Origin of the sequence: Flavobacterium sp., from assembly GCF_025352425.1 — a bacterium.
Classification (GTDB): domain Bacteria; phylum Bacteroidota; class Bacteroidia; order Flavobacteriales; family Flavobacteriaceae; genus Flavobacterium.
Genome location: NZ_JANXTI010000026.1, coordinates 97,544 through 120,648 on the forward strand (window position 1 = coordinate 97,544; position 23,105 = coordinate 120,648).

General features: G+C 34.1%; 24 protein-coding genes and 1 tRNA gene. 6 read left to right on the forward strand and 19 right to left on the reverse strand.

What is annotated here, in order from left to right:
- Positions 1 to 51: 51 nt before the first annotated feature.
- The 6 genes from accC to pdxA form a co-directional block, all read right to left on the reverse strand.
- Positions 52 to 1,398 carry an acetyl-CoA carboxylase biotin carboxylase subunit gene (gene accC / locus Q0Q99_RS03350; protein ID WP_293891425.1) on the reverse strand — a complete coding sequence of 449 codons (1,347 nt, stop codon included), beginning with the start codon at positions 1,396 to 1,398 and terminating at the stop codon, positions 52 to 54.
- A 76-nt stretch (positions 1,399 to 1,474) separates the two neighbouring features.
- Positions 1,475 to 1,951, reverse strand: coding sequence for an acetyl-CoA carboxylase biotin carboxyl carrier protein (accB, locus tag Q0Q99_RS03355; RefSeq protein ID WP_293891428.1), 477 nt, complete (start codon positions 1,949 to 1,951; stop codon positions 1,475 to 1,477).
- A 21-nt stretch (positions 1,952 to 1,972) separates the two neighbouring features.
- Complete coding sequence (locus Q0Q99_RS03360; protein ID WP_293891431.1) at positions 1,973 to 2,971, reverse strand: beta-ketoacyl-ACP synthase III; 999 nt, start codon at positions 2,969 to 2,971, stop codon at positions 1,973 to 1,975.
- A 154-nt stretch (positions 2,972 to 3,125) separates the two neighbouring features.
- Complete coding sequence (gene rpmF / locus Q0Q99_RS03365) at positions 3,126 to 3,320, reverse strand: 50S ribosomal protein L32 (RefSeq protein ID WP_121312109.1); 195 nt, start codon at positions 3,318 to 3,320, stop codon at positions 3,126 to 3,128.
- 9 nt (positions 3,321 to 3,329) lie between these two features.
- The gene (locus Q0Q99_RS03370) at positions 3,330 to 3,872 is read right to left on the reverse strand and encodes a DUF177 domain-containing protein (RefSeq protein WP_293891437.1); all 543 of its coding nucleotides are present in this window, start codon (positions 3,870 to 3,872) and stop codon (positions 3,330 to 3,332) included.
- An 84-nt stretch (positions 3,873 to 3,956) separates the two neighbouring features.
- Positions 3,957 to 5,003, reverse strand: coding sequence for a 4-hydroxythreonine-4-phosphate dehydrogenase PdxA (gene pdxA, locus Q0Q99_RS03375; protein WP_293891440.1), 1,047 nt, complete (start codon positions 5,001 to 5,003; stop codon positions 3,957 to 3,959).
- Positions 5,004 to 5,062: 59 nt separating this feature from the next.
- Here pdxA and Q0Q99_RS03380 point away from each other — a divergent pair, with 59 nt between their 5' ends.
- Positions 5,063 to 5,653 (forward strand): riboflavin synthase, encoded by a 591-nt coding sequence (locus Q0Q99_RS03380; RefSeq protein ID WP_293891443.1) that lies wholly within the window; start codon positions 5,063 to 5,065, stop codon positions 5,651 to 5,653.
- 465 nt (positions 5,654 to 6,118) lie between these two features.
- Here Q0Q99_RS03380 and Q0Q99_RS03385 read toward each other — a convergent pair.
- Positions 6,119 to 6,192, reverse strand: a tRNA-Ile gene (locus Q0Q99_RS03385).
- A gap of 109 nt (positions 6,193 to 6,301) precedes the next feature.
- Positions 6,302 to 6,703 (reverse strand): methylmalonyl-CoA epimerase, encoded by a 402-nt coding sequence (gene mce / locus Q0Q99_RS03390; protein WP_293891446.1) that lies wholly within the window; start codon positions 6,701 to 6,703, stop codon positions 6,302 to 6,304.
- 213 nt (positions 6,704 to 6,916) lie between these two features.
- Between mce and rbfA the strand changes: the two genes are divergently transcribed.
- Complete coding sequence (gene rbfA, locus Q0Q99_RS03395; RefSeq protein WP_293891449.1) at positions 6,917 to 7,309, forward strand: 30S ribosome-binding factor RbfA; 393 nt, start codon at positions 6,917 to 6,919, stop codon at positions 7,307 to 7,309.
- Positions 7,310 to 8,509 carry an FtsX-like permease family protein gene (locus Q0Q99_RS03400; protein ID WP_293891452.1) on the forward strand — a complete coding sequence of 400 codons (1,200 nt, stop codon included), beginning with the start codon at positions 7,310 to 7,312 and terminating at the stop codon, positions 8,507 to 8,509.
- On the opposite strand, the gene dusB is transcribed toward Q0Q99_RS03400, so the two are convergent.
- Positions 8,506 to 9,498, reverse strand: coding sequence for a tRNA dihydrouridine synthase DusB (gene dusB, locus Q0Q99_RS03405; RefSeq protein ID WP_293891533.1), 993 nt, complete (start codon positions 9,496 to 9,498; stop codon positions 8,506 to 8,508). The two genes, Q0Q99_RS03400 and dusB, sit on opposite strands and share 4 nt — an antisense overlap.
- A 142-nt stretch (positions 9,499 to 9,640) precedes the next feature.
- On the opposite strand from dusB, the gene Q0Q99_RS03410 reads away from it, so the two are divergent.
- Positions 9,641 to 10,693, forward strand: coding sequence for a YihY/virulence factor BrkB family protein (locus Q0Q99_RS03410; RefSeq protein ID WP_293891455.1), 1,053 nt, complete (start codon positions 9,641 to 9,643; stop codon positions 10,691 to 10,693).
- Positions 10,694 to 10,710: 17 nt separating this feature from the next.
- Here the strand turns inward: Q0Q99_RS03410 and Q0Q99_RS03415 are convergent, their stop codons facing one another.
- A complete protein-coding gene (locus Q0Q99_RS03415) occupies positions 10,711 to 10,902 on the reverse strand; it encodes a hypothetical protein (RefSeq protein ID WP_293891459.1) in 192 nt (63 codons plus the stop codon).
- A gap of 220 nt (positions 10,903 to 11,122) precedes the next feature.
- Between Q0Q99_RS03415 and lepA the strand changes: the two genes are divergently transcribed.
- On the forward strand, positions 11,123 to 12,919 hold the full coding sequence (gene lepA, locus Q0Q99_RS03420) for a translation elongation factor 4 (protein WP_293891462.1): 1,797 nt from the start codon (positions 11,123 to 11,125) through the stop codon (positions 12,917 to 12,919).
- A gap of 99 nt (positions 12,920 to 13,018) precedes the next feature.
- Positions 13,019 to 14,068: a thiamine-phosphate kinase gene (gene thiL, locus Q0Q99_RS03425; protein WP_293891464.1), complete on the forward strand. Its 1,050-nt coding sequence runs from the start codon at positions 13,019 to 13,021 to the stop codon at positions 14,066 to 14,068.
- 170 nt (positions 14,069 to 14,238) lie between these two features.
- On the opposite strand, the gene Q0Q99_RS03430 is transcribed toward thiL, so the two are convergent.
- The 9 genes from Q0Q99_RS03430 to Q0Q99_RS03470 all read right to left on the reverse strand — a co-directional run bounded on the left by Q0Q99_RS03430 (position 14,239) and on the right by Q0Q99_RS03470 (position 23,100).
- Positions 14,239 to 14,892, reverse strand: a complete 654-nt coding sequence (locus Q0Q99_RS03430) for a response regulator (RefSeq protein WP_293891467.1) — start codon at positions 14,890 to 14,892, stop codon at positions 14,239 to 14,241.
- Between the two features lie 8 nt (positions 14,893 to 14,900).
- Positions 14,901 to 16,943 (reverse strand): tetratricopeptide repeat-containing sensor histidine kinase, encoded by a 2,043-nt coding sequence (locus Q0Q99_RS03435; RefSeq protein WP_293891470.1) that lies wholly within the window; start codon positions 16,941 to 16,943, stop codon positions 14,901 to 14,903.
- 100 nt (positions 16,944 to 17,043) lie between these two features.
- Entirely contained in the window at positions 17,044 to 17,286 is a 243-nt protein-coding gene (locus Q0Q99_RS03440) for a hypothetical protein (RefSeq protein ID WP_293891473.1), read from the reverse strand.
- Positions 17,287 to 17,709: 423 nt separating this feature from the next.
- Complete coding sequence (locus Q0Q99_RS03445; RefSeq protein WP_293891476.1) at positions 17,710 to 18,357, reverse strand: hypothetical protein; 648 nt, start codon at positions 18,355 to 18,357, stop codon at positions 17,710 to 17,712.
- Positions 18,358 to 18,812: 455 nt separating this feature from the next.
- Positions 18,813 to 20,846 carry an ATP-binding protein gene (locus Q0Q99_RS03450; protein WP_293891479.1) on the reverse strand — a complete coding sequence of 678 codons (2,034 nt, stop codon included), beginning with the start codon at positions 20,844 to 20,846 and terminating at the stop codon, positions 18,813 to 18,815.
- Between the two features lie 246 nt (positions 20,847 to 21,092).
- Positions 21,093 to 21,479, reverse strand: a complete 387-nt coding sequence (locus Q0Q99_RS03455; protein WP_293891482.1) for a hypothetical protein — start codon at positions 21,477 to 21,479, stop codon at positions 21,093 to 21,095.
- 116 nt (positions 21,480 to 21,595) lie between these two features.
- Complete coding sequence (locus Q0Q99_RS03460) at positions 21,596 to 21,991, reverse strand: hypothetical protein (RefSeq protein ID WP_293891484.1); 396 nt, start codon at positions 21,989 to 21,991, stop codon at positions 21,596 to 21,598.
- Between the two features lie 24 nt (positions 21,992 to 22,015).
- Positions 22,016 to 22,498, reverse strand: a complete 483-nt coding sequence (locus Q0Q99_RS03465; RefSeq protein WP_293891486.1) for a hypothetical protein — start codon at positions 22,496 to 22,498, stop codon at positions 22,016 to 22,018.
- Positions 22,495 to 23,100 carry a hypothetical protein gene (locus Q0Q99_RS03470; RefSeq protein WP_293891489.1) on the reverse strand — a complete coding sequence of 202 codons (606 nt, stop codon included), beginning with the start codon at positions 23,098 to 23,100 and terminating at the stop codon, positions 22,495 to 22,497. Before Q0Q99_RS03470 ends, Q0Q99_RS03465 begins: the two co-directional genes overlap by 4 nt.
- Positions 23,101 to 23,105 lie beyond the last annotated feature (5 nt).

The window sequence follows — 23,105 nt, forward strand, 5'->3', positions numbered from 1 at the left end:
ATTAAAATATTAAAAACAAAAAACCCAACTGTATAAGTTGGGTTTTTTTATTTATTCTAAATCTTTCATTTTGAAGCTCTCCATAAACTTGGTTGTGTAATTTCCAGCCACATAATCGGGCTCGTCCATTAATTGCCTGTGAAAAGGAATGGTTGTTTTTATTCCTTCAATAACAAACTCGTCCAAAGCACGTTTCATTTTATTGATAGCTTCTTCTCTGGTTTGCGCCGTCGTAATCAACTTAGCAATCATTGAATCATAGTTTGGCGGTATAGTATAGCCCGCATAAACGTGAGTGTCCAGGCGGATTCCATGTCCACCCGGAGCATGAAGTGTTGTTATTTTTCCCGGAGAAGGTCTGAAGTCATTGTATGGGTCTTCTGCATTAATACGGCATTCAATCGAATGCAATTGTGGTAAATAATTTTTACCGGAAATTGGCACACCGGCAGCAACCAATATTTGTTCGCGAATTAAATCATAGTCAATAACCTGTTCTGTAATCGGATGTTCCACCTGGATACGCGTATTCATTTCCATAAAGTAGAAATTTCGATGCTTATCTACAAGGAATTCAACCGTTCCGGCACCTTCATATTTGATAAATTCAGCTGCTTTTACAGCCGCTTCTCCCATCTTGTGGCGTAATTCATCCGTCATAAATGGCGAAGGGGTTTCTTCTGTTAATTTTTGATGACGACGTTGTACTGAGCAATCTCTTTCCGATAAATGGCAGGCTTTCCCATAAGAATCACCAACCACCTGAATTTCGATATGTCTTGGCTCTTCAATCAATTTCTCCAAATACATTGCATCATTTCCAAAAGCCGCAGCCGATTCCTGACGTGCACCTTCCCAAGCTTTTAAAAGCTCATCTTCCTTCCAAACGGCGCGCATTCCTTTTCCACCACCACCGGCAGTTGCTTTCAACATTACGGGATAGCCCATTTCCTTAGAAAGTTTTTTGGCTTGTTCGAAAGATTCCAACAGTCCTTCGGAACCCGGAACACAAGGAACTCCAGCCTCTTTCATAGTAGCTTTGGCAGAAGCTTTGTCTCCCATTCTGTCTATCATCTCAGGCGAAGCACCAATAAATTTTATACCGTGTTCCTGGCAAATTTTAGAAAATTTAGAATTTTCCGAAAGGAAACCATACCCGGGATGGATTGCATCTGCATTGGTAATTTCTGCAGCCGCAATAATATTGGACATTTTTAAATAGGATAAATTACTTGGCGGAGGTCCAATGCAAACGGCTTCGTCTGCAAATTTTACGTGCAGGCTTTCCGCATCGGCAGTAGAGTAAACTGCTACGGTTTTAATCCCCATCTCCTTACAGGTTCTGATTACACGAAGTGCAATTTCTCCTCTATTGGCAATTAGTATTTTTTTAAACATCTTGTGGTTATTTTAAATTATTATAACTGACAGTAGAACCATCATTTATAATTTATAATTTATAATTTATAATAGATTAAGACGGGTCAACTAAGAATAATGGCTGATCAAATTCAACCGGTGACATATCGTCAACAAGAATTTTAACAATTTTCCCTGAAACTTCTGACTCAATTTCGTTGAATAATTTCATAGCTTCTACAACACATAGCACATCACCTTTTCCAATTGAACTTCCCACTTCAATAAAGACAGGCTTGTCTGGTGAAGGTTTGCGGTAGAATGTTCCAATCATTGGCGACTTTATAGTAATATATTTTGAACTCTCCTCCGATGGTACTACTGGCGCGGACGGCACCACATGAGCTGTAGTAGCTGGTGCAGCCGGCATGGCATGTTGCATTGGTGCCTGTTGTACATAAGTAATATCAGGTGTATTTCCTTCGAGGGTAGTTCTGATTGTAATTTTTATATCACCTGTTTCTAACTTTACTTCAGCAACTCCAGAATTGGATACAAATTTGATTAGGTTTTGAATTTCTTTTAAATCCATGATTAGTTAATTTTAGTTAGTTTATTGTTTGTTATATGCCCATTTTAAATAGATAGATCCCCAAGTGAATCCACCTCCAAATGCTGCAAAAATTAAATTATCTCCTTTTTTTAATTTATTTTCAAAATCACTCAGCAATAAAGGTAATGTTGCTGAAGTTGTGTTTCCATAGCGGTGAATGTTTACCAATACTTTTTCTTCGTCAAGTCCCATTCTACTGGCAGTAGCGTCAATAATTCTTTTGTTCGCCTGATGGGCAATTAACCAATCCACATCATCATTGGTTAAATTGTTACGTTCCATAATCTTCTCACTCACATCAGCCATTCCTGACACAGCATATTTAAAAACCGTTTTCCCATCCTGAAAAACAAAATGTTGTCTATTTTCAACAGTTTCTTTTGATGGCGGAAGAATAGAACCTCCTGCATCAATTTTCAGGTATTCTCTACCAATTCCATCGCTTTTCAATAACTCGTCCTGCAAACCAAGGCCTTCAAAATTGGGTTCGAACAAAACTGCACCGGCACCATCTCCAAAGATAATACAAGTTGCTCTGTCGGTATAGTCAATAATTGAAGACATTTTATCGGCACCAATTAAAAGTATTTTTTTGTACCTGCCCGACTCAATATAGGCTGCAGCGTTTGACATTCCGTATAAAAAACTGGAACAGGCTGCTTGTAAATCGTAAGCAAAAGCATTAACTGCGCCTATTTGTGTTGCAACATACACTCCGGTTGCCGCTACTGGCATATCCGGCGTAGTTGTTGCCATTATAACTAAATCTATTTCTTTGGGATTAATTTTAGACTTAGAAATTAAATCTTGCGCTGCTTTTATTGCCATAAAGGAAGTTCCTTTTCCTTTTTCTTTTAAAAGTCTTCTTTCCTTAATTCCTGTTCGGGTAGTAATCCATTCATCATTAGTTTCTACCATTGATTCCAGTACTTGATTTGAGAGAACAAATTCTGGAATATATGCTCCAACTGCTGTTATTGCGGCTGTTATTTTATTCATAAATTGAATGTTTGACTTCCATTTTTTAAAGATGAAAAGTTGTTGAAATTACAAAAAAATAGTATACCTAGTTATTTTAGGATGGGATATTTAATAAATTTCTTAAAAACAAAAAACTCCCACAAAGTGAGAGTTAGTTTTGTAAAAACTTTACTTAGGCTACAGCTACTGATTTGTCAATAACTACTTGCCCTCTATAATACATTTTACCTTCATGCCAGTAAGCTCTGTGGTATAAATGTGCTTCTCCAGTTACTGGACAAGTTGCGATTTGAGCAACAGTTGCTTTATAATGAGTTCTTCTTTTGTCTCTTCTCGTTTTGGAGATTTTTCTCTTAGGATGTGCCATTTTACTATATTATTTATCCGTTAATAGTTGTTTTAATTTGTCCCACCGTGGGTCAATTTCTTCTTCTTTTTTTATTACTTCTTCTGCGTCTTTGACTTGCAATTCATTTAATTTTTTCAACGCCTCTGACTGCAAAGTTCCATCTTTAACTCCGGGATGAACCCTTTTTAAAGGAATAGAAAGTACAATCATTTCATAAATATATTGTGCCAAATCTATTTGATGTTCGCCATGAGGCAGAATTAACAATTCATCATTGTCATTGTTGAATTCTTCACCAAACTGAACTACTAATTTAATTTTTCCTTTAATCGGTAAATCAAATTGTTCTCCTGTTAAATCACACGGAACGTTAACAGTTCCTTTGTGTGCAAAGCTGATTTCCAGCATTGTCGCTTTTTTTTCTAAAACAACATTTACCTTTACCGCACAGCTTTCAAATTCATCAAAACTAAATTCGTCAAAGAACTTTTTCTCAATATTATATTCAAAGTGATGCTTTCCTATCTTTAACCCTATGAAAGGAATTAAATATTCATTCGTACTTTTCATCTAAACAACAATTTGAACCCTAAATCGGGAGTGCAAAGATATAAAATTATTGCAATTCCAAAAGCGTTATAAACATTTTTTTGTTTATAACTGCTTTTCCTTTGTTTTCATGGGATTTTGGCTTATTTCGTGGTATTGATTTCTCGAATTATAAATATCTATGGCCATGTAAACAGCTTCCTTAAACGAATTAAAATCGGCAACTCCTTTTCCTGCAATTTCATACGCCGTTCCATGATCGGGAGAAGTTCTGATTTTATTTAACCCGGCTGTATAATTTACACCGCCTCCAAACGATAACGTTTTAAATGGAATCAGTCCCTGGTCGTGATAAGTTGCAACAACAGCATCGTATTTCTCATATTGACCGCTGCCAAAAAAACCATCGGCGGCAAATGGTCCAAAAACAAGCGTTCCTTTTTCAAACAGCTTTTTTATAACCGGTTTCACTATTTCATCGTCTTCTTTACCAATTACACCGTTATCTCCGGCATGTGGATTTAATGCTAAAACTGCAATTTTTGGCTTATTGATTCCGAAGTCCTGTATCAATGATTGTTTAATGGTCTCAATTTTCTGAACTATCAATTTTTCTGTCAGATGTTTCACCACATCATTTACGGGAATGTGATCAGTTAATAATCCCACTCTTAAATTATCCTGAACCATGAGCATTAAAGCATTTCCTTCTAACTCTTTGTCTAAATAATCGGTGTGTCCCGGAAATTTAAATTCTTCCGACTGGATGTTATATTTATTAATTGGTGCCGTAACCAAAACATCAATTTGATTTTCTTTTAAAGCTTTGGTAGCCGCTACAAAAGATTTTATAGCATATTCTCCGATAGCGGGATCATTTGCTCCAAAATTCAAATCAACGCCTTCTCGCCAAATATTGAGGACATTCACTTTTCCGATAACTATCTGGTCAATTTGGTCAATTCCGTGGAGTGGAATCTCTAATTCCAATGCTTTTTTAATAAAAGACATTACTTTCACATTTGCAAAAATTACGGGTGTGCAAAGTTCTAACATTCTCGAGTCGTCAAAAGTCTTAAGAACAACTTCGCTTCCAATACCGTTTAAATCTCCTATTGAAATTCCAACAATTATATTTTCTGCTTTTTTCATGAGAACTACAAGTTATTTATTGCTAATTTTGAAGTGCAAATTTAGTAAATAAAACCATAATGTTTACAGGAATAATCGAAACCCTTGGAATAATAAAAGATTTAAAAAAAGTCAACGATAATTTAAACATAACTGTTTCCTCTGTTGTAGCAGAAGAGTTAAAAATAGATCAAAGTGTTGCTCATAATGGAGTTTGCCTTACCGTAATAGCAACAAGCAATGATGACTATACGGTAACTGCTATAAGAGAAACTATAGAAAAAACAAATTTATCCGATTGGAAAATTGGTGATTCAGTAAATTTAGAACGCGGCATGAAATTAGGAAACCGACTTGATGGGCATATTGTTCAGGGTCATGTTGACCAGACAGGGATTTGCAAATCTATAGAAGAAGCCAATGGTAGTTGGTATTTCACATTTGAATATGATTGTAATTTAAATAACATAACTATCGAAAAAGGTTCTGTAACGGTAAACGGAGTGAGCCTCACGGTCGTAAATTCTAAGGAAAGAGAGTTTAGTGTGGCTATCATCCCTTACACTTTTGAGCATACCAATTTTAAAAATTTTAAAATTGGCATAAAGGTTAATCTTGAGTTCGATGTTGTGGGAAAATACGTTGCCCGATTATATTCTTTGAAGCAATAAACAATAGAAATAGGTGGAAATAAAAAAAGCTTCAAATTAGTTTGAAGCTTTTTTTATATTTTTTATTTTGTGCAATTTGTAAATTCCATAACACACCGAGAGTACTACTAAAAGAAATATTCCTCCATCCAAAGGCAGTCCTGGCGGCGGCGGCGGCGATGAGGGTGGCGGTGGTTCTGTGTTTGCAAAAGCAGCTGTTGCTTGCAACAAAAACACCACCAGAATAATACTAATTCTATTCGGGACAATTTTCATAGTGCGTAAAAGTATAAAAAAATTCTGTGTGCCAAAATAAATTAAATGTTTAATCGACAAAGTTAATCAAAATTTAAACTTCATTCGTATTGATTCATTAGAGAAAACAAGCTTCTTTTCAAAAGACAGAATATGTTCTGTTTATAAACGATATTTTTACCATGTTGGTTTCGTTATAAAAAAAGACCCCATAACGAAGTCTTTGTAATGTGGTCCCACTTGGGCTCGAACCAAGGACCACCTGATTATGAGTCAGGTGCTCTAACCAACTGAGCTATAGGACCGGTTAATACTTCACTGATTCCATATTGATTCTTGGTGTTCAGTGAATAAAGCCAAGGCTTTATTTGAGGTTGCAATATTACCACTAATTTTTTTTCGTTGCAACTATTTTTATCGGATTTCTTGACAAAGTTCAATCAGGACGCCGTTTGTTCCTTTTGGATGTAAAAAAGCAACTAGCTTATTATCGGCACCTTTTTTGGGTATTTCGTTTAAAACAATAAATCCTTCTTCCTTTAACCTGGCTATTTCTTCAAGTATGTTTTCTACATCAAAGGCAATGTGATGAATACCTTCTCCTTTTTTTTCTAAGAATTTGGCAATTGGACTATCGGAATTTGTGGCTTCCAGCAACTCTATTTTATTGGGGCCATTCATGAAAAAAGAAGTTTTTACACCTTCGCTTTCGACTTCTTCCTGCTTATATGGCGGTTTGCCGAATAATTTTTCGAAAAGTAGATTGGAAGTTTCCAAATTGTTGACCGCTATTCCGATGTGCTCAATTTTACGCATGGTTTGTTGTTTGGTCGCAAAGTTCGCAAAGTTTTCGCAAAGTTCGCAAAGTTGCTACGGTTTTTCCTTTAGCCCTGATTGTAGTGAAAATCATCTTTGTCAAATTTTTATTGACAAAGATATTGTAACGCAAAGCAGGAAAATGGATAACTGATGAAACCAAAACTTTCGCTTCTCACTTTAAATAAAAATTTAAAATCGTACTTTTGCCGCATGGAAACCAATAGACAGAAAAAAATAGGTAGTGTTCTTCAGAAAGATTTAGTGGATATTTTACAGGGCGAAGTTCGTAAAAATGGAATTTCAAATCTGGTGATTTCTGTATCCAAAGTAATCGTGACTACTGATTTATCTATTGCTAAAGTGTTTTTGAGCGTTTTCCCACAGGAAAAAGCCGCCGAATTAATGGCCGCAATAAAAACCAATTCTCCTTTAATTAAGCATGATTTATCACAACGTGTGAAATTACAATTGCGAAAAGTGCCAAATCTTTCTTTTTATATTGACGACTCGTTGGATTATATTGAAAAGATTGATAATGCCTTGTCCGGAAAAGAAAATCCTATTGAAAACCGAGACCTTTTAGAAAAACGCAAGAAATTCTAAGTGAACTTTCCGCTTTACATAGCCAAACGATATCTTTTTAGCAAAAGTAAAAACAATGCTATCAATATTATTACAGCTATTGCATCCGTGGGAATTATTGTCGGGACGCTTGCTTTGTTTGTTGTTCTTTCGGTTTTTAGCGGTTTGCGCGATTTCAGTTTGTCGTTTTCCAACACAATCGATCCCGATTTAAAAGTCAATCCGCTTCAGGGAAAAACTTTCTTCATTTCTCCAGACCAGCAAAATCAAATAAACGATATTAAAGGCGTCGCATCTTATAGCAAAATTGTGGAAGAACGTGTGCTTTTCTTTTTTGACGGAAAAGAGCAGGTAACTTATTTAAAAGGCGTCGATGCAAACTATATAAAGATTAATGACGTTTCCAAAAATCTTTTTAACGGTAAATGGCTTCGTTACAATACTGCCGAAGTTGTTGTTGGTTACGGAATCACACAAAAATTATCTCTCGGGCTTTTTGATTTCAATAATGATTTTGAGGTTTATGTGCCACGAAAAGGCAAAGCTGTAATTGAAAGTGAGGCGGAAGCATTTAATAAATCGGTATTAATTCCTGTTGGGATTTATGCCATTAGCGAAGATTTGGATTCGAAATACGTTTTTGCGGATTTGACTTTGGCACAGGATTTATTGGAATACAAACATAATGAGGTCTCGGCTATTGAAATTAAAACGAAACCTAACGCCAATGAAGCTGAAATAATAGAAAAACTTAATACCATTTTCCAAAATAAAGTTGAGATAAAAAACAAAGCGCAACTCAACGCTACATTATATAAGATGCTGAATACCGAGAATATTGCCGTGTATCTTATTTTTACATTAGTCATTATTATTGCACTATTCAATTTAATCGGCGCCTTAATTATGATGATTTTAGACAAGAAAAATAACCTGAAAACACTTTTTAATTTAGGTTCTGAAGTCCAGGATTTGAAGAAAATATTCCTGCTTCAAGGCAGTTTGCTAACAATTATTGGCGGCATAATTGGATTGATTCTTGGAGTAATCATAGTGCTGATACAACAGCATTTTAAATTGGTAATGATTACTGAATCACTGGCCTATCCGGTTGTTTTCACCGTTCAGAATGTATTGATTGTTTTCGGAACTATTGTGGCACTAGGTTTTATTTCGAGCTTAATTGCAAGCAGCCGTGTGACAAAAAAACTGTTGGATTAAACAAACTGATAATTTGCATATACTTCTTCAATTTCATCTAAAGCTTTGAACAAACTTTCAGCTGATTCAAGCGTAACCAATTTCAATCGGTGTTCCTTAAAATTCGAAATCCCTTTGAAATAATTGGTGTAATGACGGCGCATTTCTACGATTCCGACGCGTTCACCTTTCCAGTCCATTGACCAGGTTAAATGATTTCGTGCCGCTTCAATTCGGTCAGCCATTGTTGGTGGTGCTAAATGTTCTCCGGTTTTGAAGTAATGTTTGATTTCGTTAAAAATCCATGGATAACCAATCGCAGCGCGGCCAATCATCATTCCATCCAAACCGAATTTGTTTTTATATTCCAATGCTTTTTCAGGAGAATCGATATCGCCATTTCCAAAAATCGGCATTGTAATTCTGGGATTGTTTTTCACCCGGGCAATATGTGTCCAATCAGCACTTCCTTTATACATTTGGGCGCGAGTTCGGGCATGAACTGTCAGGGCTTGCACTCCAATATCCTGTAAACGTTCGGCAACTTCATCAATATTAATCGAACTTTCGTCCCAACCCAAACGTGTTTTAACAGTAACCGGAAGATTTGTTCCTTTAATTACTGCTTTAGTCAAACGAACCATCAAATCAACATCCTTCAAAACGCCTGCACCGGCACCTTTACAAACAACTTTTTTTACCGGACAACCAAAATTAATATCTACCAAATCAGGGCGAACGGCATCTACAATTTTGGCAGACATTTCCATCGCTTCTTCATCACCACCGAAAATCTGAATACCGACTGGCCGTTCATAATCGAAAATATCCAACTTCATGCGGCTTTTTATGGCATCGCGAATCAAACCTTCGGAAGAGATAAATTCCGAGTACATCAAATCGGCACCATGCAATTTGCACAACCTACGAAATGGCGGATCGCTCACGTCTTCCATTGGAGCAAGAAGTAAAGGGAAGTCCGGTAATATGATGTTGCCAATTTTTGGCATAGTTGTAATTTTTGCCAAAATTACACTTTTTATATTAAATTAAACTCGGCTTGGATTACCCTCAATCCTATAATAAAATAAAGGAAAAGTATAATTTCCTTTAAATTTTAATAAGTAATTTTGTTCGATATACCCTTAAAGTATGAAAACAGAAATCACTTTACATGCCGGTTTCCGAATTTTAAAAGATACATTTAATAGCTTTCTTGATAATCGCGGACTGAAATTAAGCGCTTCTCTATCCTATTACACGGTTTTCTCGTTGGCACCTCTTTTATTACTGATGATTTCATTAGCTGGAGTTTTTTTTGGACGTGAAGCAATTCAGGGACAGGTTTTTGGAGAAATAAATGGTCTTATCGGGAACGAAGCAGCTGCGCAGATTCAGGAAATCATTAAAAATATGGAACTTTCCGGAGAAACAACCATGGCTGTCATCATTGGTGGAATAACCTTGATTATTGGTGCAACGAGCGTTTTTGTAGATATTCAGGAATCCATTAATATTATCTGGAAAGTAAAAGCAAAACCAAAGCGCGGTTGGTTAAAACTTCTCACAGACAGACTACTTTCTTCTTCCTTAATTGTTGGTCTCGGATTTTTACTAATTGTTTCGCTTATGGTTAACGGAGCTTTGTTAGCTATAAGTGAATGGCTCAAAGGTTATTTTCTCGATGTTACGGTTATTGTCTTTCAGATTGCGAACATTGTAGTCAGTTTTGTAGTTATTATGACACTTTTTGGTGTAATATTTAAATTTTTACCCGATGCGAAAATTGCCTGGAAAGATGTTAGATCCGGTGCTTTTTTTACGGCTTGCCTCTTTATGCTTGGCCGCTTTTTAATTGGAATTTATATTAATTATACCAGCACTGGTTTAGCTTATGGCGCCGCAGGATCATTGATTGTTATTTTGGTTTGGGTGTATTATACTGCAGCGATATTGTATTTTGGCGCAGAATTCACAAGAGTTTATGCTGAATATATGGGTGCCCGAATTGAACCAGCGGATTATGCAGTTTATGTTGAGCAATTTGAAAAGGAAAGAGATGTTGTTGTTCTTCCGGATACGGCAAAACCCGATGCAGAAGTTATTGTAGAACCTACTACAAAACCCGCTAAAAAAGCAACGGCTAAGATTTCCAAAAACCCAAAAATTAAAGCTAAGATCAAACCTAAAAAGGATGATAAATAGTAGTTTTTAAAAAATATTTATAAAAAGCGTTTCATTTGTAAAGTCAGACTCTTGGCTAATTTTTCATAAGCACCTTTAATTCTGTCTCCTTGTCCTCTGTAGTCTTTCACAATCCCTATTGATTTATCAAATGCTATTACAACTAAAAGGTGCGAAGGATTTTCAGTTTCAAAGATGCTAATTACAGCACTAATTTTTGCTGGTTCCACTTGAGCAACCTCATAACCTGGATAAATCCAAGTTGTTTTAACGTTGAGTGAATATTTGCATTTTTAAAACTTGTATTTTACAAAACTCTTGAATAAGAATACGGATATATCATTTTTATTTATTTTCATTTCACACCATACCTTTGACAATGACTAACTTTGAACTATCTTTGCCGATTAAATGCAGAGCATTAGCCCTAAAATTGAACAGATACCGAAGATGAAGCACATTAGAAATTTTTGCATAATTGCACATATTGACCACGGAAAAAGTACGCTTGCGGATAGACTTCTTGGAGCAACACAAACTGTTACGGCTCGTGAAGAAAAGGCACAGTTGCTGGACAACATGGACTTGGAACGCGAACGTGGTATTACCATAAAAAGCCATGCAATTCAAATGGAGTATAACTACAAAGGTGAAAATTATATCCTGAACCTTATTGATACACCGGGACACGTGGATTTTTCTTATGAAGTTTCCCGTTCAATTGCCGCTTGCGAAGGTGCTTTGCTAATTGTGGATGCCGCTCAAAGTATTCAGGCTCAAACGATTTCTAATTTATATTTGGCTTTGGAAAATGATTTGGAAATTATTCCAGTTTTGAATAAAGTTGATTTACCAAGCGCCAATCCGGAAGAGGTTAGCGACGATATCATTGATTTATTAGGGTGTAAACTAGAAGATATTATTCATGCTTCTGGGAAAACCGGTTTAGGTGTGGAAAATATTCTGGCAGCGATAATCGAAAAAATTCCTGCTCCAAAGGGCGTAAAAGATGAGCCATTGCAAGCCTTGATTTTTGATTCTCATTATAATCCGTTTCGCGGAATCGAAGTTATTTTTCGTGTGAAAAACGGAGAAATAAGAAAAGGCCAGAAAATCAAATTCATGGCTACGGGCAATGAATATTTTGCTGATGAAGTTGGAACTTTAAAATTAAATCAAGTACCAAAAGATGTGATTTCTACTGGTGATGTTGGGTATTTGATCTCGGGAATTAAGGAAGCAAAAGAAGTAAAAGTTGGTGATACCTTGACGGATGCAAAAACGCCAACAACGAATATGATTACGGGATTTGAAGATGTAAAACCAATGGTTTTCGCCGGAATTTATCCTGTTGACACAGAAGATTATGAAGATTTGCGTGCTTCGATGGAAAAATTGCAATTGAATGATGCTTCTTTGGTCTTTACGCCGGAAAGTTCGGCCGCATTAGGTTTTGGTTTCCGTTGTGGATTCTTGGGAATGCTGCATTTGGAAATTATTCAGGAACGATTGGAACGTGAATACGATATGACGGTAATTACGACTGTTCCCAACGTTTCCTACTTGGCTTACACCAAAAAAGAACCGGAAGTTGGCTTCATCGTTAACAATCCATCCGATCTACCGGAACCTTCAAGATTAGACAGGGTTGAAGAGCCATTTATCAAAGCCACTATCATTACTAAAGCCGATTATGTTGGAAATGTAATGAGTTTGTGTATTGAAAAACGCGGTGTTATTACGAATCAAACTTATTTGACGACCGAAAGAGTAGAATTGAATTTTGATATGCCGTTGGCCGAAATTGTATTCGATTTTTATGATAGATTAAAAACCGTCTCTAAAGGATACGCGTCGTTTGACTATTCTCCAATTGGCATGCGAGCATCTAAGTTAGTGAAATTGGATGTTTTATTAAATGCCCAATCCGTTGATGCTCTTTCAGCTTTAATTCATGAAAGTAATGCTTATAATATTGGCAAAAAAATGTGTGAGAAGTTGCGCGAATTGATTCCGAGACAGCAATTTGATATTCCAATTCAGGCTGCGATTGGAGCGAAAATCATTGCACGTGAAACTATAAAAGCGTTGCGAAAAGATGTTACTGCCAAATGTTATGGTGGTGATATTTCGCGTAAGCGTAAATTATTGGAAAAACAGAAAAAAGGAAAAAAGAGAATGCGTTTAGTAGGAAATGTTGAAATTCCGCAGGAAGCATTTATGGCTGTTTTGAAATTGAACGATTAAGATTGGACAGAAAGATAATAGAAAAACCCAATGGCGAAAGTTGTTGGGTTTTTTGTTTAGTATTAAAGCAGTAACTTTGCAACATAAAATTCAGCAACTATGTTAGAAGATAAAAGTCCGCAACGAACTTCACTTTCCCAACTGGGAGAATTTGGTTTAATTAAACATTTGACAAAGGATTTTGATGTAAAACAACCATCGACATTAAAAAGTATCGGTGATGATGCTGCAGTTTTGGGTTTTAAAGATAAAAAGGTTGTTGTTTCGACGGATTTGTTGATTGAAGGCGTTCATTTTGACTTGTCGTATATGCCTTTACGTCATTTGGGTTACAAAGCGGTAGTTGTAAATGTTTCCGATATTTGTGCGATGAATGCGAAACCAACACAAATTACGGTTTCTGTTGCGGTTTCGAATCGTTTTCCGTTGGAAGCATTGGAAGAGTTATTTGATGGCATTGCTATGGCTTCAAAAATCTACAATATAGATGTCATTGGTGGCGATACTACATCATCACAAAAAGGATTGATTATTTCCATAACAGCAATAGGGGAAGCCAATGAAGACGATATTGTTTACAGAAATGGTGCAAATAATGGCGATTTATTGGTCGTTACGGGGGATTTAGGTTCCGCTTATATGGGCTTGCAGGTTTTAGAAAGAGAAAAACAAGTATTTCAGGTAAATCCAAACAATCAACCTGACTTAGATGCGTATACTTATTTAATTGAGCGGCAGTTGAAACCGGAAGCACGGACTGATATTCGCGAACTTTTAGAAAAATTAGAAGTTAAACCAACATCGATGATTGATATTTCAGATGGTTTGTCATCGGAGATTATCCATATTTGCAAACAATCAAAAGTTGGTTGTAATTTATACGAAGAAAAAATTCCTGTTGATCCCCAGTTTATAAATGTTTGTGAAGAATTTAATATTGACGGCACAACCGTTGCTATCAATGGCGGCGAAGACTATGAATTACTCTTTACCATTGCTTTAGAGGATTTTGAAAAGATAAAAGCCAATCCCAATTTTACTGTAATTGGGCATTTGACACAGGAAAGTGAAGGCGTTCATTTGGTTACAAGAGCCAATACCAAAATCCCTTTAAAAGCTCGAGGATGGGATGCAATGAGCGAAGAATAATTTACTGAAAACAAAAAAGCGATACTTTTTACAGTATCGCTTTCCCCCTAAATCTTGTAAATAAAGTAGTTTTTTAAGAATTACTACTTTGGTCTACAGGTAACCCTAAAATCATAAGGCTAAATTACACCATGTAGACAAAAACGTTGTTACGGTTTCCCGCATAATCGTTAAATAACACCTTTTGTCTTAGCTTCATTAATTAAATCGATGTCGCTTCCGCCCGTTACTTCCAATATTTCTCTAATATTAAGTTTACGTTTCTCAATGGCGCTAAGGGAAAGTGGAATATATTGTGGTAAATCTTTAGTTTTTACTCCTTTTGACAAATGAAACAGAATTTGTTTATCAAAAGCATCTAATTCTATATTGTTATATTGAGCTTGACCAACTAATTTGATAACCGTTTGGCTGTAATAACTTTCGTTATTAATAATTTTATCAAATGCAAAAATCAATTCGTCAAAAGTCAAATCGTTTTTGATAATCAATCCATTTGGGTTAATATTTTTAATAATATTATTTATTTTAAGCAATTCGGTATGCATTGTTAACAGAATCACTTTACAATCAGGTATTTCAGTTTTAATTAAAGAAGCTAAATCTTCGCCCGAGTAAATTCCCTTTTCTGCATATTCAGGCATACTGATATCAAAAAAAGCTACATCAAAAGTTTTTTTTGCATCAACAATATTTTCATATCCTGATTTACAGTTGTTGGCCTGGGTAACATCAAACTCATATCCTTGTTGGCTATACTTGTCTAATGCATTTTTATACGCCTGGATTATAAACGGATGATCATCTACAATTAGTATGTTCATTGATTTTGTCATGCTGGTTCTTCAATTAGTTGTTTGGTTTCAATTGGAATAGTGATTATAATGGTGGTTCCGTGGTCTTTTTTAGAAGTGATATCAATAATTCCCTGACAGTCGTGCGTTCTGGAAATCATGTTCTGCATTCCAATTCCTTTACTTTTTTTGTTTACATCAAAACCGATTCCATCGTCCTGTATTTTAAAAAAAACATTTTCAGAATCTCCGCTAATTTCTACAGTAATATTCTTGGCGCCGGCGTATTTATTAATGTTCTGCAATCCCTCTTGCAAAATACGGTACATGTTAATTTTGATGGCATTACCAATTTTATCCCAGTTAATGATAGTGTCAATATGATATATTACTTCCGCTTCATGCAAAGATTTTTGTTCTTCCAATAAATTATGAACTATGGACACAAAGTTATTAATTAAAACTAATTTCTCTCTATTCAAGTCGTGTGAAATTTCACGGATGTCCTGTTCTATTGTTTTTAATTCATTTAATAACTCATTTCTCTTCTGTGGTGCGTCAGGATCAGTACTTGAATTCAAACTATCCAAATTTAAACGCAACCCAAACATCCTTCCTAAAACACCGTCATGAAGATCCTGTGCTAAACGTTTCTTTTCTTTATTTCGACTTTCGTCTATGATAGATTGTTGCGACATCATCAGGTTGAAAATTTCCTCATTTGCTTTTTGTTGGGCTTGTTTGAATAATAATTCTCTAGTTCTGGCACGTTGTGCTCTAACTATAAATAATAACGCCACTAAAATAAATGATATTATAAAACCATAAAGTAGGTTCCGGTTTCTGACCTCGAGGTCATCTTTTTCTTTGGTAATTACTTCTGTGTCAAATAATATACGTGCAAAACGATCTTTAGAATTGCGCTCTACTACTTGAAGGCTGTCACTTATTCTAATGTATTCTTCTGAATAAAAAGAAGATTTTTTTATGTCTACAACTGATGCTTGTTTTAACGCCAACACAACTATGTTTGGTATCTTAGAGTATTTGGCTTTTAATATCGCTATTTCTGCGTTTTTTATTGATTCTTTACTATTATTTATTTTTTGAAAATATTCTGAAAGATGAATATAACTATTAACTACTGCAGATTTATTGTCTGTAGTTTTTCTTATATTTAATGCTTTATAAAAAAGGTTAGGAATATTTTGGTAGTTTGAGGTCTGTAATCTGGAGTATGCCAAATTATCAACTAAAAGAGCATACAAGTCAGGGTCATCCTCTATTACATTCTTGTCATTTAGACCTAATTCAAAATTGGCAATTGCTTCTGGATATTTTTTTTGCTTTAAATATAAATATCCTAAATTATTGTAACAAACACCTCTTTGTTGATCACTTTTTAAATCATATTTTTCAACCACTTCTAATGCTTTTGAATGAAAAAAAATTGCTTTGTCAAATTCTTTCAATTCATTATAAACTAATCCTAGTTGATTTAAAGTATCATATAATTTTTCGCTTTCGTTGGAATTTTTGTAAATATTATAAGCTCTAGTTAATGATAATTCAGCCCCTAAATAATCCCCCGCTTTAGATTGAACTATTCCTTTATTCAAAAGAATGTTTGCTAAACTTATGTCGTCTCTAATTTTTACATAAATTTTTTCAGCTTTATAATAGTAAATGAATGAGCTGTCTAAAACATCTGAATATTTATAATACCCTCCTAGATATCTATATGACCTTGCTAATGAAACGGTATCATTTGCTGATTTTGATTTTTCTAATAAAACTTTTGATGCTTCTTTTAGTTTCTTAAAGTCCCCTAAACTATAATATTCAAAAATTACCTTAGAAAGATTTTCTCTGCTCGAAGTTGAATTTTTTCCTGATTTAATAAGCGAATATGCTTTGTTAATTCTATTTTTCTTTAAAGTATCTGAAGATGTATTAGTGTCAATTAATTTAAGATAATAAGAAACACTATCCGAAGTGGATACTTCAGAATCATTTATTTTTTTACCTTTAGAACAAGCTAAAAACAAAAAAACAAAAAACAACAAGTATTTTTTTTTCAATATTTTAGGGATTGCATATCAACAAAAATACTAAAGTATTTCAATAAAAAAAGTCACTAACATTAATTAGTGACTTTTTTTATTTTATTTAAAATTTATCTTATAGTCCTCCGGTAGAATCTCTTCCTCCAAGATTATTAACTACTATTAATCCTCCTGTAGAATCTCTTCCTCCAAGATCATTCTCTACAATTAATCCTCCGGTAGAATCTCTTCCTCCAAGTTCGTTAACTACAATTAAACCTCCGGTAGAATCTCTTCCACCCAATTCAGTTGGAGTTGTGAATGACGTGACAATAAGCATTAAAGCTAATAATCCGAATGTTGTTGCTAATTTTTTCATAATTTGAGACTTTATATTATTAATGTTTTAATTCGTTTTTGTGTGTGTCATTAATTGATTTGAGGCAATGTGAGGACACTTTCACGGAGTAAAACTAAAAAGGATGTCTCTGCAAATCCTTATGAATAGAGGTGTTTATGGTAGAATGGTGCCGTTTGATAGTGGATGATAGGCAAATTCGAGTGAATGGATTTAACAATTCTTTGGGTTTTGCCTGTAAAGCTTATTAATACTGCGTTTAACGAGAATTGAATTTGACGAGCAAAAGACAAATTTGGGTGAATGCCTAAATTTAAGTTGGCAAAAGAGAAATATTGAAATGCTGCTTTTTGAATATTTCCCATTTACTATTTTGATAAATGAAAAAACCCTTTAAATCCAATTTGAATAAAAAGGGTTTCAACTTACTATTGGAAAATGATATTATGCAGCAGAAGGTGCGGGAGTTTCCTCTTCGGGTTCACCACTATGCGTGTTGTATAGCACATAGTCATTAAACTTAGCTACGTCTGATGATTCCCAAATAGACTGCCCCGTATTTGTATATTTTACTAAGGTAGTATATATAGCGTTCCCCGCTTCCACTCGGTCTTCTTGTTCAATATCCCTGTCAGCAATTTCAAGCTGCTGCTCTGTTATCAATCTAGAAAATTCAGTATCAAGGGTGGTGATAGTGTCCAGCTCGCCGGAAGTCAGTCCATTAAAAGCAAGTGATGCCATTAAATCCGTACCAACCCGCACTACTCTTTTTGCAGTTTGACCCAAATCGCCATCGGTCTGACGGGATAGAGTGTTTGTACCAAATTTATGATAGGTACCACTATTTAAATTATACGTAAGTACGACACGTGCCATAACAACTCTTATCGCTTCTCGCAGTTCTTCCGCTTTGTCATTTTTTAAAGCGGTGCTGTTCATCTGATCTCCCAATGCTTCTTCATCAGTTAGACGTCCAGAAAACGCGCCGATGAGCGTTTTTAAGTCGTTTACAAAGGTTGTAGTGATGCCATACTCCTCAAATTGGGTTTGGTCTCTTTGCATAAAAGCTACTTTTTCTAACCCTTTCGTCACTAAGGTTCCATCCGAAAAATTGTAGTTTCGAATTACGTCTTGTTTTTTCATAATAATACTATTTATTTGGTTACTAATACAAACACTTAGCCAAATTATGTGCCAATAATTCATACCAAAACTTAATGTTTTCTTAAGATTTAAGAAAATGTTTGTCAGATGCCTGTTTGTAAGGGATTAAAGCAATGTTGAAAGCCTCCGAAGTAACGATGAAACTCTCCGATGTGATATTGTATGTCTCAGAAGTAACTCTGAAGCCTTACGAAGTAAGAATGAAAGAGTCCGCAATAAGAATGAAGGGGTCCGAAGCCTCAATGTAAGAGTCCGAAGCCTCGTTGAAGGCTGCGAGGGCATGAAAATGCTGGAAAAAGTAAAATAACGGGATAAAATCGAATTATTTAATGATAAAGTATTTCCACCTGCCCATACAAATCCTGTATTTCGCACTTTTTACTTTACCCTGTTACGTTAGGCAATGGAATGGCTATATTTATTGAAGTACTTTTGTAGGTTATTGACTGGATAACAATTTTACCATTAAGTGTTTCGACTCGTTGCTTTATGTTTTTTAACCCGATACCTTCATTACTGGCTTCCGGATCAAATCCTTTGCCATCATCCGTGATCGACAAACATATATTGCTTTTATCCAAGACTAAACTGATTGTGGCATTTTTTGCCTGAGCAAATTTATTGACGTTGTGGCTTGCTTCCTGAATGATGCGGAAGATATTCATTTTGATACTGCTAGAGATTCTTTCCCAATTGATAGTTTCGTCCATTTCTAACTTATAATCTGTGAAATATGTTTCCTTTTGTGTTTTAATGAAATCGTTTAAAAGGATGACAAAACTATTAACGGTATCTGTAAAGGAGACCATGGTTAAATCATGGGAAATATTCCTGATTTCCTGTTCAATCTCGTAAATACCTGCTATGTGTGTTAGACATTTTTCGATTGTTTCCGGGTCATTTCTGTGGGTTAGCACATTTAAATTGAGCCTGGTGCTGGCCAATTTATTCATCACACCATCATGCAATTCCAATGCAATCCTTTTTTTCTCGCTTTGCCTTGCCAGTTCTTCCTTGTTTTTCTGTACCAGCATTAATTCATAAATTTCTTCATTGGCTTTTTGCTGTTCTTGTAGTAATTGTAATTCTTTTTGTTTGGCTCTTTGACGCGTTATGATATGAATTAGCAGCACAAATAAAATAACCCCTGCGGCTATTGCAGTGACAATCCATTTTTGACTAATGGCTTTGTCTTTTTCTTGGGTGATTTCGTCAGTTTCATAGGCTATTCGGGCAAATTTATCTCTAAAGCTGCGTTCTGCGATTTGCATGCTGTCGTTAATCATAATGTATTCTTGAGCATTTTTTGAGGCGTTCTTTTTATCGACTTTTATAAGTTGTTCTAAACTTAGCAGAATATTCGAAGGATTTTTGTAACTTTTTGAGATGTTAAGTGCTTTATTGGCTGCTTTTATAGCATTAGCATTATCTTTTAATTTTTCATAATATATTGAAAGATAAATTTGGTTGTCGTCTTGTCCACCACTGTCGTCGTTTTTAAAAAAATAATCCTCTACTTCATAGAAAAGATCAGGCAAGCCATTCATTTTGTTATTAACTAATTTAAGATAACCATGCATTGATCTTGCATTATAAAAATTTTGAGGACTAACAAATTTGCTCTTGGGGTTTTTTAATATTAAGTCAATATAATATTGGGCATCATCATATTTCTTAAGTTGTATATAAGAATCTGCTATACCTAAATATGAATAATTAACAAATTTCAAATTGTTTTTTGCCCATTTTATCGACTCATTTTTATATTTAATGGAGTTTTTATAATCTTTTAAGTGCAAGAAGTTGTCGGCTATAGTTGCATAATTTCTATATAAATCTTGATTTAAATTCTTGTCCAATATTTTTATACGTTTTAAATTTTCAAATAATGTTTTATTACTCCCTAAGAAATCAGAAGAGTAAAACTGAACTTGAGCTATGTCTTTGTTTAAAGTTATTAATCGCTTAGTAGCATTCAATTTTAAAAATATTTTTTTTGCTTTGGAAAAAGACTCTATTGCTTGCTCATTTTTAGATTTACACATTTCGTTTAAGCCTGTCAACTTATAAGAAATTGCAATACTTAATTGGTTGTTTGATTTGAATGATAAATTAGATAGAATTTTAGAGTTTTTATCAAGTTTTTTAAACTGTAATAAGTTATAATTGTTAACCCCTATAAAATATAAATTCCACCGAGTTAGACTATCGTTTTGATTTAAATTAACGAAAGTTAACGCCTTATCATTATACAATACCTTCTTATTGTATGCAATAGTATCATTCCCCGCCAATTCAAGATATTTCCCAATAGAATCATTCCTAGCTTGATCTTTTTTGTCTACAGTTATTTTAGAAGTACAACTATACAAAGAGACCAGCAAAATTATTCCCCAATAAACAATCCTTTTATTCATAAGTCCAATATAGTAAAAACGAATTGAGTTCCGATTAAAAAACCGGAACCCAACTCTACCACAATTTAATTTATCTCCCTCAAACTTGTATTGTTATTTATTATAAATTTCTTCTAATAAAAAAGTACGTTCTTGATTTTGATATGGTAAAAATATGTCGTTGTTTTCACATTTTGGTACACTAAAAGTGTACATTTTTATGAAATTTGACAATGGACACAGCAATCTATTTTGATATATTTTAAATTAATCCAATGTTGCTGCGGCAAGTAACATTGCTTTTAGCTTTTTTGTTGCATCAATTACATCAGCGCAGTTCGTAATAATTAATCCGCACAGTAATCCTTTTATAGCTCCAATGGTTATTTCTATTTGAATTTCAATTGTAATTTCAGGAGGGCGTTTATTTGTGTTTTGAGAATCGGTGAAAATTAATTCCTGCATAATTTGGTCAGCCTCTTCGTTTAGTTCCGCCAGCGAAAGAAATTTATATTCTGTAACCTCATTTTCAAAGGTTGTTATTAATGAAGCACTTTTGAATGCTGCTTTTTGATTTATATCGCTTTTCGTTTGTGCAATCCCATTGAATGAGAATATCGCAAATGCAATTATCGCAAATAACGCATTTTTCATATTTATATAATTTTAATTATTGCAGTCCAACTTTGTGTCGTCAAAACATTATAAAGGTTGGGCTGCTTTTGTTTAAAAAAAGTGAGTTTTGAAGCTTACCTCAAAACTCACTTTTGTTATTCTTGTTTTATAGTCATTACTATATCTTCATCGAACTTATACTCTCCTTTTTTATAAATTTCTTTATTGGCAAGTGTAATTTCGTATGTATAAATGCCTTTGGGTACTAACAACAGGCATTCTTTTCCGTCTTTTGGGATAACGAGTTCTTTTTTAATCTCGTCTCCTTCCGCGTTTTTGCCCACAAGCTTAAAAGTTATCTTGTCTGCGAGTTTGTTTTTCACACACAGGCTTTCAATTACTTTGCTGTTTCCTTTAGTATCTGATTTTGAAACCTTAAGAATAGACAAACCACTCAAGAGCAGTTCTCCACCTTTGATGGCAGTTTCAAGATTGGATTGAGAATAAGTTAATAATGGGAAAATAAATACTACTATGAGTTTTAACTTCATTTTTTAAGTTTTTTGATTGAGCAATCAAAACCTATAAGTTATAAATAAATTTGCAAATGCTCCAGTTTCTAATTCATTAAACATGAAGCCAGTTTTCAAGCCAAATGTTGAATACTTACCAACGTTAATATTGAATTTTGTTGCCAATAAAGTTGAGTATTCTGTAATCGATTTGTCTTCAAATCTTTGATTTATAATACCCGGACCTAGAATGAATGAGAAGTAATAGTTATTGTTTTTCAATCCCCATTTTGGATTGCCATATTCTAAATAGGCAAAATAAAAATCGCTATACACATTTTGAGTATTCACTTTGTTTTTACTCCCAAAAACATCAATACCCGTAGTAAAAGCATTTTGCTTTATAATATAATTTAAAGACGCATTTAAATTGAGATTGCTTTCCTTATTAATTGAAAACAATCCGGCACTACCTGTAATACTAAATTTACTTTGAGAAAAAGATAAGAATGGGATAAAAAAAGTTAAAAAAAGAATTTTTTTCATAATTTGAAGTTTAATTGATTAATATCTACTTGTTGGAATTTATTATTTACTAAAAAAAAATCAGTTGGAAAATAAAGAAACGTGTCTTTGTTAATAATTGTTTTTAAGGAATTTTTAAGAATCATTTCCGTTGGAAAATAATAATAATTATCTATTGAGTTTATAACAATTTGTACAAATTCTGAACAGTAAAGATTTGTATCTCCGTTGTCTAAATCAAATCTTGAGTCAAACACGATTTCTTTTTTTTGAATTTCTTTAATTCTTTCTTTAACTATTAATAAATCCGTTTTGCTAATCTCTAATTTCCAAACACCCATATAAAAGAGGTCGTTTACATTTTTAAAATCAGCAAAACCTTCTACAATCAAAGAACTATTTTTTATTCTTTTATCTAAAGAAACATTATAAACCATCAATGAATCACTTTCTAAAAAACCGATTCCAATATGAGTAATGTTTTTGTTAATATTATTAAATATATCACCAACAAATTTCTTTTTAGAAATTGTTCCTCTGCCTATTATATAAATATCATTATTTTGTTTTACTTGACAAAAAATAAATAAAGGCATTAAAAAGAATAAAATATAGAGTTTCATTTTTG

Bases quoted from the DNA above. Each gene is read 5' to 3' on its own strand.
- Q0Q99_RS03380 (WP_293891443.1), top strand. From the start codon at position 5,063: ATGTTTACAGGAATAATCGAAACCCTTGGAATAATAAAAGATTTAAAA.
- thiL (WP_293891464.1), top strand. From the start codon at position 13,019: ATGTTAGAAGATAAAAGTCCGCAACGAACTTCACTTTCCCAACTGGGA.
- rbfA (WP_293891449.1), top strand. From the start codon at position 6,917: ATGGAAACCAATAGACAGAAAAAAATAGGTAGTGTTCTTCAGAAAGAT.
- Q0Q99_RS03470 (WP_293891489.1), bottom strand. From the start codon at position 23,100: ATGAAACTCTATATTTTATTCTTTTTAATGCCTTTATTTATTTTTTGT.
- accC (WP_293891425.1), bottom strand. From the start codon at position 1,398: ATGTTTAAAAAAATACTAATTGCCAATAGAGGAGAAATTGCACTTCGT.
- accB (WP_293891428.1), bottom strand. From the start codon at position 1,951: ATGGATTTAAAAGAAATTCAAAACCTAATCAAATTTGTATCCAATTCT.
- dusB (WP_293891533.1), bottom strand. From the start codon at position 9,498: ATGCCAAAAATTGGCAACATCATATTACCGGACTTCCCTTTACTTCTT.
- Q0Q99_RS03360 (WP_293891431.1), bottom strand. From the start codon at position 2,971: ATGAATAAAATAACAGCCGCAATAACAGCAGTTGGAGCATATATTCCA.
- Q0Q99_RS03465 (WP_293891486.1), bottom strand. From the start codon at position 22,498: ATGAAAAAAATTCTTTTTTTAACTTTTTTTATCCCATTCTTATCTTTT.
- Q0Q99_RS03430 (WP_293891467.1), bottom strand. From the start codon at position 14,892: ATGAACATACTAATTGTAGATGATCATCCGTTTATAATCCAGGCGTAT.
- Q0Q99_RS03410 (WP_293891455.1), top strand. From the start codon at position 9,641: ATGAAAACAGAAATCACTTTACATGCCGGTTTCCGAATTTTAAAAGAT.
- rpmF (WP_121312109.1), bottom strand. From the start codon at position 3,320: ATGGCACATCCTAAGAGAAAAATCTCCAAAACGAGAAGAGACAAAAGA.
- Q0Q99_RS03450 (WP_293891479.1), bottom strand. From the start codon at position 20,846: ATGAATAAAAGGATTGTTTATTGGGGAATAATTTTGCTGGTCTCTTTG.
- pdxA (WP_293891440.1), bottom strand. From the start codon at position 5,003: ATGAAAAAAGCAGAAAATATAATTGTTGGAATTTCAATAGGAGATTTA.
- Q0Q99_RS03440 (WP_293891473.1), bottom strand. From the start codon at position 17,286: ATGAAAAAATTAGCAACAACATTCGGATTATTAGCTTTAATGCTTATT.
- mce (WP_293891446.1), bottom strand. From the start codon at position 6,703: ATGCGTAAAATTGAGCACATCGGAATAGCGGTCAACAATTTGGAAACT.
- Q0Q99_RS03455 (WP_293891482.1), bottom strand. From the start codon at position 21,479: ATGAAAAATGCGTTATTTGCGATAATTGCATTTGCGATATTCTCATTC.
- lepA (WP_293891462.1), top strand. From the start codon at position 11,123: ATGAAGCACATTAGAAATTTTTGCATAATTGCACATATTGACCACGGA.
- Q0Q99_RS03370 (WP_293891437.1), bottom strand. From the start codon at position 3,872: ATGAAAAGTACGAATGAATATTTAATTCCTTTCATAGGGTTAAAGATA.
- Q0Q99_RS03460 (WP_293891484.1), bottom strand. From the start codon at position 21,991: ATGAAGTTAAAACTCATAGTAGTATTTATTTTCCCATTATTAACTTAT.